This window comes from Vibrio metschnikovii CIP 69.14 (assembly GCF_000176155.1).
Lineage (GTDB): Bacteria > Pseudomonadota > Gammaproteobacteria > Enterobacterales > Vibrionaceae > Vibrio > Vibrio metschnikovii.
In genome coordinates, this window is sequence record NZ_ACZO01000004.1 from 233,313 (window position 1) to 243,528 (window position 10,216).

Annotated in this window: 8 protein-coding genes, 1 tRNA gene and 3 rRNA genes; 5 read left to right on the forward strand and 7 right to left on the reverse strand. The window is 43.5% G+C overall.

Going from position 1 to position 10,216, the window contains the following annotated elements:
- Positions 1-116: 116 nt before the first annotated feature.
- The 3 genes from leuO to VIB_RS02150 form a co-directional block, all read right to left on the reverse strand.
- Positions 117-1,076, reverse strand: a complete 960-nt coding sequence (gene leuO, locus VIB_RS02140) for a transcriptional regulator LeuO (RefSeq protein ID WP_004394352.1) — start codon at positions 1,074-1,076, stop codon at positions 117-119.
- Positions 1,077-1,428: 352 nt separating this feature from the next.
- Positions 1,429-2,475, reverse strand: coding sequence for an MJ1255/VC2487 family glycosyltransferase (locus VIB_RS02145; protein WP_004394353.1), 1,047 nt, complete (start codon positions 2,473-2,475; stop codon positions 1,429-1,431).
- Positions 2,472-3,008 (reverse strand): phosphatase PAP2 family protein, encoded by a 537-nt coding sequence (locus VIB_RS02150; RefSeq protein WP_040903849.1) that lies wholly within the window; start codon positions 3,006-3,008, stop codon positions 2,472-2,474. The genes VIB_RS02145 and VIB_RS02150 overlap by 4 nt, the downstream gene beginning before the upstream one ends.
- A gap of 449 nt (positions 3,009-3,457) precedes the next feature.
- Here VIB_RS02150 and leuA point away from each other — a divergent pair, with 449 nt between their 5' ends.
- The 5 genes from leuA to VIB_RS02175 all read left to right on the forward strand — a co-directional run bounded on the left by leuA (position 3,458) and on the right by VIB_RS02175 (position 9,163).
- Positions 3,458-5,008, forward strand: a complete 1,551-nt coding sequence (gene leuA / locus VIB_RS02155) for a 2-isopropylmalate synthase (RefSeq protein ID WP_004394354.1) — start codon at positions 3,458-3,460, stop codon at positions 5,006-5,008.
- 65 nt (positions 5,009-5,073) lie between these two features.
- Positions 5,074-6,165 carry a 3-isopropylmalate dehydrogenase gene (gene leuB / locus VIB_RS02160; RefSeq protein WP_004394355.1) on the forward strand — a complete coding sequence of 364 codons (1,092 nt, stop codon included), beginning with the start codon at positions 5,074-5,076 and terminating at the stop codon, positions 6,163-6,165.
- Between the two features lie 63 nt (positions 6,166-6,228).
- Entirely contained in the window at positions 6,229-7,635 is a 1,407-nt protein-coding gene (gene leuC / locus VIB_RS02165; protein ID WP_040903874.1) for a 3-isopropylmalate dehydratase large subunit, read from the forward strand.
- Positions 7,636-7,650: 15 nt separating this feature from the next.
- Complete coding sequence (gene leuD, locus VIB_RS02170; RefSeq protein ID WP_040903851.1) at positions 7,651-8,253, forward strand: 3-isopropylmalate dehydratase small subunit; 603 nt, start codon at positions 7,651-7,653, stop codon at positions 8,251-8,253.
- 130 nt (positions 8,254-8,383) lie between these two features.
- Positions 8,384-9,163 carry a DUF547 domain-containing protein gene (locus VIB_RS02175; protein ID WP_004394358.1) on the forward strand — a complete coding sequence of 260 codons (780 nt, stop codon included), beginning with the start codon at positions 8,384-8,386 and terminating at the stop codon, positions 9,161-9,163.
- A gap of 41 nt (positions 9,164-9,204) precedes the next feature.
- Here the strand turns inward: VIB_RS02175 and rrf (VIB_RS02180) are convergent.
- The 4 genes from rrf (VIB_RS02180) to VIB_RS02195 form a co-directional block, all read right to left on the reverse strand.
- Positions 9,205-9,320, reverse strand: a 5S ribosomal RNA gene (gene rrf, locus VIB_RS02180).
- A gap of 31 nt (positions 9,321-9,351) precedes the next feature.
- Positions 9,352-9,427, reverse strand: a tRNA-Thr gene (locus tag VIB_RS02185).
- A 79-nt stretch (positions 9,428-9,506) separates the two neighbouring features.
- Positions 9,507-9,622 (reverse strand): 5S ribosomal RNA (rrf, locus tag VIB_RS02190).
- 87 nt (positions 9,623-9,709) lie between these two features.
- Positions 9,710-10,216: ribosomal RNA gene (locus VIB_RS02195) — 23S ribosomal RNA — on the reverse strand; the annotation flags it as partial.

Below are 10,216 nucleotides of genomic sequence, written 5' to 3' on the forward strand. Positions count from 1 at the left end.
CGTTCAAAAGACAATGGCACGGTATCAAACTTTTACGAAAAGATTGTCTCTTAAAACAAAAAGAACTTCAGGTTAAGGCTTTCCCTAACCTGAAGTTCACGCCACGCCAATATTATTTACGACAAGGCAACGACATTGCCACAAGTCATCATTAATTGGTCACGTAACCAAATATGGCCTTTGTCTTTTTCACTTGATTCGTGCCAACTTAAATAACCGCTGATACTTGCATGATCAAATGGAAAATCTAGAATTTGCAACTGCTCTTTATTCGCTGCGTGTTCAACGACCCAACGTGGAGCAATCGTCACAAGTTCAGATTGACCAACGACATAAAGTACATTGCTCAAGCTGGTTCCTTCGTAGTTTGCTTGGCAATCTAATTCACGATATGCCTGCTCAGAAAAACTGCGTTGACCATGAACTTTTGACAGCTTAGCGTGTTGTTCACTCGCCAGTAACTCACGAGTGATCGATCCTTGAATTCGTGGATGAGATTTGGCAGCGACCACCACTAACTCATCTTGGAATATTTCGGTACTGGAAAAACCTTGTTCATCAAATCGGGCGTAGTCAATAACAAAATCAATCTCTTGATAACGCATGCGCTCAGCTAATTGACGATCAAACTCCGCATCAAGATGCAATTGAACGTGAGGCGCTTGCTCATGAATGGTCGCCATAATTTGTGGTGCAAAACGAATATCACAAGGACTACAAATCGCTAGTTTGAATAAACGAGTCGAGGTCAGAGGAGAAAACACCGAGCTTGGTAATTCATTACGAATGAGTTGTAGTGCTTGGCGAATCGGGCCAAACAACTGACGAGCACGTGGTGTGGGTTGAATCCCTCGTCCTTGGCGCATAAACAGTTCGTCATTAAACATCACTTTTAAACGCGCAACCGCATTGCTCACTGCAGGTTGAGACATGCCTAAATTATGGGCAGCTCGAGTAATATTTTGCTCTTGCATCACCGCATCGAACACAGTGAGTAAATTTAAATCAACGCTACGCAGAGTGCTTTCCATACGGTAACTCGCAATTGCGCTCATTGGATCTTTTTTGTTAAGCATAAAGTACGCCTCTTTTTTATTATCATCTACCTCAAATTTCACCGCAATGAGTGGTAACCCATCTCAAGCAAAAAAAGAATGCAGAAGTATTTATTACCCAGATAATTTCTGGTGAGACCTACTATCAACGATTCATTTAACTAATAGCAATAGTATTGAGAAAAAGTCAGTAAATTTTACCACAAGCAAATAAACCACCTTTAATTTCAATTGGTTAGTTTTTTATAAAAAAAGATAAAGTTTATTTTCCGGTGTTTTTTATAAAACATTGACCTCGCGAATACTTTAAGACGTAAACAAAAACTAATATTCACACGACAAATATCATTCGATGTAAGAATAATTTAGTGAATTAATTTAACGCGGCATAATTAGGGAAATCGACTTGCTTCCAAAGCTGTTGTGATAATTCCGAGTGACAAGCCCAGTTTCCGTTAAGCAACCAGTCAACGATTGCCCCCGCCACATCGGGGTAATGTACGCGCTCAATGTCTTGTTCATTCAGCCATTCACTGATCACAAAAGCATCCAATGAGTTCATGCTCGCTGCAAGTCCAAGCAACTCTAAAGTGGCCACATTGCTTTGTTGTTCAAATTGACCGATTAATGGCTTTAACAGGAGCTTTTTTCCTAACGATAAGGCTTCAGAAGGTAATTCAAACCCACCATTAGCGATAACACCTGAACAACGGTGTAAATCAATCTGAAATGATTGGTGAGACAATGGCTTTAAATGCAGATTATCAACTTGCAGGCTCTGCTCAATCGCTGGGTGATAGCAGATAAAAGATTGGTGAGTAAAGCGGGTCAATAATTCACACACTTGTTCCAAGTCTTCAAAAGGCAAATAAACCAAGATAAATCCCTGATTAGTAATCGATTGATTTGACGAATGAATGATCGGCGGCAAAATAGGTTGATTGAAGTGGTACCAATGCAAAGCGAGATAATAATTAGCCGGAGAAAAATGCTGCATGATCGATTTGTCCAACCAACTGGCTCCTTTAATAGGTACTGAATAACGAAACGCATTCTGGTGACTTAAGCTAATAGACGTAATCCCTTGTTGTTTCGCCGCCCAAGCCGTCACTGGTTCAAAATCGTTGATCACTAAATCATAGCCACTTAAATCAAGGTTTGTTACCTCTTGGTAATATCGTCCAAGACGATTCGCGCAAAGCGTCTTTAAGTAACTCACCTTTCCTCGCCGAGAAATAAAAGTCAAACCATGCCGTGTCTGATAATGACCAAAACACTCCATCGAAAAATAGTGTTGGGCATCTCGACCAGAAAACAAGAAGTCGACTTCGATATGGCGTTGCTTAAAGGCATTGCTCATCGCGCGTGCGCGAGCAATATGCCCATTTCCCGTTCCTTGGACACCATAAAGTATTTTCATAATAATGCCCCCTCGAGAATAATCATCGCTATCACAGCCGAGCCATACCCCAACAACGCACCAGCGACGACATCTGTAAAAAAATGAACGCCTAATACAATACGCGAACTACCGATCAATCCTGCCCAAATCAGAGCAGCAGGATAAAGACTCGGGTAAAACTGCCCTATCAATGTCGCCATTAAAAAAGCGGCGGCGGTGTGGCCTGAGGGTAAGCTGTAACGATCAGAGGGAGTAATAGAGGCGGTAAAACAAGGCGAATAGTCTTGTGGTCTACGTCGCTGAACCGCATTTTTCACCACCCAATAAATAGGTAATTCGATGGCAAAAGCCGCCATACCAATAATGAAAAATTGACTACCATGATTCCTATCAAGCCCCCAAGCCAATAAGCCTAATATTAAATAAAGATGGCCATCTCCCGTATGAGAGACCGCCTTACTTACATTCGTTAAGGATGAAGTCGCTTGATGTCGTAAACAATAGGTCGATAAAGCTAAATCTAACTTAATCAGTGGTTCAATGGTGCGCATGCTCTATTCCTTGCTTAATCTACTCAATGTTTATTGAGCATAGGTAAGGCAAATGACAACACCGTGATCCTTTGTTTGAAAATAGATGACAGACCGACCTCACTCTAATCGCTTAATATCACCGTTAATCAATAAAAATAGATTTAGGGGTTGACGAGTTCAGTGGAGTGCGGTACTAATTTGTTAACTTAATCGTGTGGAATGTTAATAATGATATTACGTATTTCTCTTCTGCTAGGCCTACTTCTGATCGTGAACCAATCGCGCGGGTAGCTTGTGGAAGAAAAATAACACACTGATTACATAGAACCCGCACAGAGATGCGGGTTTTTTTATATCAATATTCAGGAAGTCAACCAGAAACCATCGGCTTAATCCAGTGCTAAGACCCCAAAAACATCAGTCTAGCTAAATTAAACCGACAGGCACAACACTATCAGGGAGCAAACATGAGTGATCAGGTCATTATCTTCGATACCACATTACGTGATGGCGAACAGGCGTTATCAGCGAGTCTAACCGTCAAAGAAAAGCTACAAATCGCTTATGCTCTTGAGCGCTTAGGCGTTGATATAATCGAAGCCGGATTTCCTGTCTCCTCTCCTGGTGATTTTGAGTCGGTCCAAACCATTGCTAAACACATTAAAAATAGCCGAGTCTGTGCCCTTTCGCGTGCCGTTGCGAAAGATATCGATGCTGCCGCCGAAGCATTAAAAGTCGCCGACGCTTTTCGTATTCACACCTTCATTTCAACATCCACGATTCACGTACAAGATAAATTGCGCCGCAGTTACGATGATGTGGTGGACATGGCGGTGCAAGCCGTCAAACATGCCAGAAACTATACCGATGACGTCGAATTTTCCTGTGAAGATGCTGGACGCACTCCCATAGATAACCTTTGTCGCATGGTAGAAGCAGCGATCAATGCTGGAGCACGTACCATTAATATTCCCGATACGGTTGGCTATACCGTACCTAGCGAGTTTGGTGGCATCATTCAAACCTTATTTAATCGTGTTCCCAACATCGACAAGGCGATCATTTCCGTTCATTGTCATGATGACTTAGGCATGTCGGTTGCCAACTCGATTGCAGCGGTTCAAGCCGGTGCAAGGCAGATAGAAGGCACGATCAATGGTATTGGTGAACGTGCTGGTAACTGTGCCCTAGAAGAAATCGCCATGATATTGAAAACTCGTCACGACCTATTAGGCGTTAAAACCAATATTCGTCATGAAGAAATCAGTCGGACAAGTAAATTAGTCAGCCAACTGTGTAATATGCCTATCCAAAGCAATAAAGCGATTGTTGGAGCGAATGCATTTAGCCACTCATCGGGTATTCATCAAGATGGGGTATTAAAAAATAAGAATACCTACGAAATCATTACCCCTGAATCGATTGGTTTGAAAAACCAAGCGCTGAATTTGACCAGTCGTAGTGGTCGTGCGGCCGTGAAAAGTCATATGGAATCCATGGGCTATCATGAACATGAGTATAATTTAGATGCGTTATATGAAGACTTCCTCAAATTGGCTGATCGTAAAGGTCAGGTATTCGACTACGACTTAGAAGCCTTAATGCACTTTTCGAATTTACGTGAAGAAGACGATTTCTATAAGTTGAATTATCTTAGTGTGCAATCTGGCAGTGTCATGGCCACCACCACAATTAAACTTAAGTGTGGTGATGAAGAACATTGCGAAGCCGCCGTCGGTAATGGTCCGGTTGATGCGCTCTATCAATGTATTTATCGTCTCACAGGTTATGACATCGTCTTGGATAAATTCGATTTAACCGCAAAAGGCGAAGGAGAGGATGGCCTTGGCCAAGCCGACATTATTGCCAACTATAAAAATAGAAAATACCACGGCACAGGGGTTTCTACGGATATCGTTGAAGCATCAGGTCAAGCACTACTGCATGTGATCAATAGCATTCATCGTGCAAACCAGATTGACCAAATTAAACAAAAGAAAAACGTCGTCACGGTATAAATCCCGCAACGACGGATTCGCAAACACAGATCAATAAAAATTAGACAAATAGATAAAGGACGACCATGACAGACAAACACTACCGCATTGCTGTTTTACCCGGTGATGGAATTGGACCAGAAGTAATGCAACAAGCCGAAAAAGTGCTTGATGCTATTGAACAAAAGTACTCATTCACCTTTAGCCGCGAATATCATGATGTCGGCGGAATTGCCATTGATAATCATGGATGCCCATTACCCCAAAGCACCTTAGATGCCTGTGAAGAAGCTGATGCGGTACTTTTTGGTTCTGTTGGCGGCCCCAAATGGGAGCATCTGCCACCAAACGAACAACCAGAGCGTGGTGCATTACTGCCTTTACGTAAACATTTCCAACTATTTTGTAATTTGCGCCCTGCACAAATTCATCCTGGATTAGAGAGCTTTTCACCTTTGCGTGCCGATATTTCTGAGCGAGGCTTTGATATTGTGGTCGTTCGTGAGCTGACTGGCGGTATTTATTTTGGACAGCCAAAAGGACGTGAAGGAGAAGGCGCGAATGAAAAAGCCTTTGATACTGAAGTCTATCATCGTTATGAAATCGAACGTATCGCAAAAATTGCTTTTGAATCGGCTCGCTTACGTCGTAAAAAAGTCTGTTCGGTAGATAAAGCTAACGTTTTACAAAGCTCTATTTTATGGCGTGAGGTGGTTGAACAGGTAGCTCAAGACTACCCAGATATTGAACTTTCTCATCTCTATATAGATAACGCGACTATGCAACTTATCAAAGATCCTGCTCAGTTTGATGTGATGTTGTGCTCGAATATTTTTGGCGACATCATCTCCGATGAGTGTGCAATGATCACCGGTTCAATGGGGATGCTGCCTTCTGCAAGCCTGAATGAGAGTAACTTTGGCCTTTATGAACCAGCCGGTGGATCAGCACCGGATATTGCCGGTAAAAATATTGCCAATCCCGTAGCACAAATTCTTTCTGCTGCATTAATGTTACGTTATAGCTTAGGTGAAGAACAAGCAGCACAAGATATTGAAAATGCCGTGTCAAAAGCACTATCCGCCGGAGAACTGACGGCGGATCTTGCAGGCAACAAACCGGCACTCTCTACCTCAGAAATGGGCGATAAAATCGCTGGTTATATTTTACACTCATAATAAGTCGTGCTCGGTTAACGATACGAGCACACTATGCAGCTCAAAGAGCTCAAGGAAGAAGCAATGTCATCAGCAAAAACGTTATATGAAAAAATTTATGAGGCGCATGTGGTTGTTACCGCCCCCGGTGAAACGCCTATTTTGTACATCGATCGCCATTTGGTCCATGAAGTAACCTCACCACAAGCCTTTGATGGATTAAGAGAAAAAGGTCGTCCAGTACGCCAAGTCAGCAAAACCTTCGCGACCATGGACCACAACGTCTCTACCACCACCAAAGATATTAATGCGTCAGGGGAAATGGCGCGGATTCAAATGGAAACCCTCTCAAAAAACTGCGCTGAATTTGGGGTAACTCTCTACGATTTAAACCATAAATATCAAGGCATTGTCCATGTTATGGGCCCAGAACTTGGTATCACGCTACCTGGCATGACGATTGTTTGTGGGGATTCACACACCGCGACACATGGCGCTTTTGGCTCACTCGCGTTTGGTATTGGTACCTCTGAAGTTGAACATGTATTAGCAACCCAAACCTTGAAGCAAGGCCGTGCTAAGACAATGAAAATCGAAGTACGAGGTAAAGTGGCTCCTGGCATCACCGCCAAAGATATTGTTCTAGCAATCATCGGCAAAACAACCGCTGCCGGAGGTACTGGTTATGTCGTAGAATTCTGTGGTGAAGCAATTCGTGATCTTTCTATGGAAGGACGCATGACCGTGTGTAACATGGCGATTGAATTAGGGGCAAAGGCAGGACTGATCGCTCCTGATGAAACAACCTTTAATTATATTAAACAACGTAAATTCGCACCGAAAGGCGCTGATTTTGATGCCGCTGTCGAGTATTGGAAAACACTGACGACCGATCCCAATGCACAATACGATGCAATCGTCACTTTAGATGCCTCAGAAATAAAACCACAAATCACTTGGGGAACCAATCCAGGACAGGTTATCGCTGTTGATGAGGTAATCCCATCACCAGAGAGCTTTAGTGATCCGGTCGAAAAAACATCCGCTGAAAAAGCGCTGGCTTATATGGGCTTAGAAGCAGGCCGTTCACTATCTGAATACAAAGTCGATAAAGTATTTGTTGGATCGTGTACTAATTCACGAATCGAAGACATTCGTGCTGCCGCAGCCGTTGCAAAAGGTAAAAAAGTCGCCCCTCATGTACAAGCATTGATAGTCCCTGGCTCCGAGCAAGTAAAAGCACAAGCTGAAGCAGAAGGTCTCGATAAAATCTTCCTCGATGCAGGGTTTGAATGGCGTTTACCCGGCTGTTCGATGTGTCTCGCAATGAATAATGATCGCTTAGGGCCAGAAGAGCGTTGTGCTTCGACATCCAATCGAAACTTTGAAGGCAGACAAGGGCGAGCGGGAAGAACTCACTTAGTCAGCCCTGCGATGGCAGCCGCCGCAGCGATTGCCGGACACTTTGTCGACATTCGTCAATTTAGCTAATAAGGAGCAAGTGATATGTCAGGTTTTCAACAACACACTGGTTTAGCTGTTGCTCTTGATGCAGCCAATATTGATACTGATGCGATTATCCCAAAGCAGTTTTTGCAAAAGGTCAATCGTATCAGCTTTGGACAACACCTCTTCCATGATTGGCGGTTTTTAGATGATGCAGGATTAACCCCTAACCCTGATTTTGTCATGAATCAACCGCGTTATCAGGGAGCAAGCATCTTACTCGCACGTGAAAACTTTGGTTGTGGTTCGTCAAGAGAACACGCCCCTTGGGCACTCGCTGATTACGGGATAAAAGTCATCATTGCTCCAAGCTTTGCCGATATTTTTTATGGTAATGCAATAAATAATCAGATGCTCCCTGTCCGCTTATCCGATCATGAGGTAGAGGAGCTGTTTCACTATGTTCAGAACACACCAGGAGCAACGATTGACGTCGATTTGCAAACGCTCAATGTCGTCGCCAACAACAAAACCTACTGCTTTGAAATCGATGATTTTCGTCGACACTGCTTACTCAATGGATTAGACAATATTGGTTTAACGCTGCAACATGAAGCTAAAATCGCCGAATATGAAGCCAAGATACCGCATTTTTTAGCTTAAATCCGACAACTAAAATTAGGGCTGCTCATACAGCCCTAATTTTATTGTTCAATATCCATGGCTATCTTCGAATATCACCGGCACTATTTTCCAACATCATCCTACTTATTTCACTTTCACCAAGGAACTTATGAAATTTTTACTATCACTCTTATCCTTGTCCTGGTCATTATCGATTAGTGCTGCGCCTAAATCAGAATTATGGGATTTCTGGAATCAAAGTAATGAAGCTAATACACAAGAGGTATCTCATCAAGCATGGCAACAACTTCTCGATCGCTATCTTTCTCAACAAGGTATGCACACCCTTTTCGATTACGCCAATGTAGAAATCTCCGACCGAGAAAAATTACAGACTTATATTAACCAATTGGCAAGATTGGATCCGAGAACATTAAACAAGCAGCAGCAATATGCTTACTGGATAAACTTGTACAACGCCTTAACCGTTAATATCATTCTTGAGCACTATCCAGTCTCGTCAATCACTAAAATCGGAGGGTGGTTTCGGTTTGGTCCTTGGAACCTACCATTATTAGAGATCGCCAGTCAAAAACTCACTCTTAATGATATTGAACATCGAATTTTAAGACCAATATGGCAAGATCCTAGAATTCACTACGTCGTTAATTGTGCTAGTCTCGGTTGCCCAAACCTGCAAAGTGAAGCCTTTACGGCGCAGAATATCGATCGATTACTTGAGAAATCTACCTATGAATTTATCAACAGCGAGAAAGGTGCCAAGATAACCAAAGACCAGCTTATTCTATCTTCCATCTATCAATGGTATGCCGATGATTTTGGTTCTCAAGCAGAGTTGATGGCTCATCTTTCGCTGTATCGTCCAGAACTTACCACCTATCGTGGAACAATCCGTTATGAGTATGACTGGCGACTAAATAGCAAATAGCAAAAAGCCTCTGTATTGCTACAGAGGCTTTTTAAATGAGTACCTGGCGATGTTCTACTCTCACATGGGGAGACCCCACACTACCATCGACGCTGTTTCGTTTCACTTCTGAGTTCGGCATGGAATCAGGTGGGTCCAAAACGCTATGGTCGCCAAGTGAATTTTTATAGCTAATGCTATTGAATCACTGGTGCTGATACCCAGAATCGAACTGGGGACCTCATCCTTACCAAGGATGCGCTCTACCGCCTGAGCTATATCAGCAGATCTATTTTTAAACTGCTAGTCCGCTTATTATCAGCGCTAGAGTGACTTCTTCTCGTAAGAAGAAGTAGAAATTAAAGCCTGGCGATGTTCTACTCTCACATGGGGAGACCCCACACTACCATCGACGCTGTTTCGTTTCACTTCTGAGTTCGGCATGGGATCAGGTGGGTCCAAAACGCTATGGTCGCCAAGCAAATTTGGTTAATTCGGAAAGCTGTTTTTCATTCTCTACACATTCAATGCACTTCTTTGAGTCCACCAAAACCCCTTGGGTGTTGTATGGTTAAGCCTCACGGGCAATTAGTACAGGTTAGCTCAACGCCTCACAGCGCTTACACACCCTGCCTATCAACGTTCTAGTCTCGAACAACCCTTTAGGACACTTATAGTGCCAGGGAGAACTCATCTCAGGGCTCGCTTCGCGCTTAGATGCTTTCAGCGCTTATCAATTCCGAACTTAGCTACCGGGCAATGCCACTGGCGTGACAACCCGAACACCAGAGGTTCGTCCACTCCGGTCCTCTCGTACTAGGAGCAGCCCCCTTCAATTCTCCAACGCCCACGGCAGATAGGGACCGAACTGTCTCACGACGTTCTAAACCCAGCTCGCGTACCACTTTAAATGGCGAACAGCCATACCCTTGGGACCGACTTCAGCCCCAGGATGTGATGAGCCGACATCGAGGTGCCAAACACCGCCGTCGATATGAACTCTTGGGCGGTATCAGCCTGTTATCCCCGGAGTACCTTTTATCCGTTGAGCGATGGCCCTTCCATTCAGAACCA

Bases quoted from the DNA above. Each gene is read 5' to 3' on its own strand.
- leuD (WP_040903851.1), top strand. From the start codon at position 7,651: ATGTCAGGTTTTCAACAACACACTGGTTTAGCTGTTGCTCTTGATGCA.
- VIB_RS02150 (WP_040903849.1), bottom strand. From the start codon at position 3,008: ATGCGCACCATTGAACCACTGATTAAGTTAGATTTAGCTTTATCGACC.
- leuO (WP_004394352.1), bottom strand. From the start codon at position 1,076: ATGCTTAACAAAAAAGATCCAATGAGCGCAATTGCGAGTTACCGTATG.
- leuC (WP_040903874.1), top strand. From the start codon at position 6,229: ATGTCATCAGCAAAAACGTTATATGAAAAAATTTATGAGGCGCATGTG.
- leuA (WP_004394354.1), top strand. From the start codon at position 3,458: ATGAGTGATCAGGTCATTATCTTCGATACCACATTACGTGATGGCGAA.
- leuB (WP_004394355.1), top strand. From the start codon at position 5,074: ATGACAGACAAACACTACCGCATTGCTGTTTTACCCGGTGATGGAATT.
- VIB_RS02145 (WP_004394353.1), bottom strand. From the start codon at position 2,475: ATGAAAATACTTTATGGTGTCCAAGGAACGGGAAATGGGCATATTGCT.
- VIB_RS02175 (WP_004394358.1), top strand. From the start codon at position 8,384: ATGAAATTTTTACTATCACTCTTATCCTTGTCCTGGTCATTATCGATT.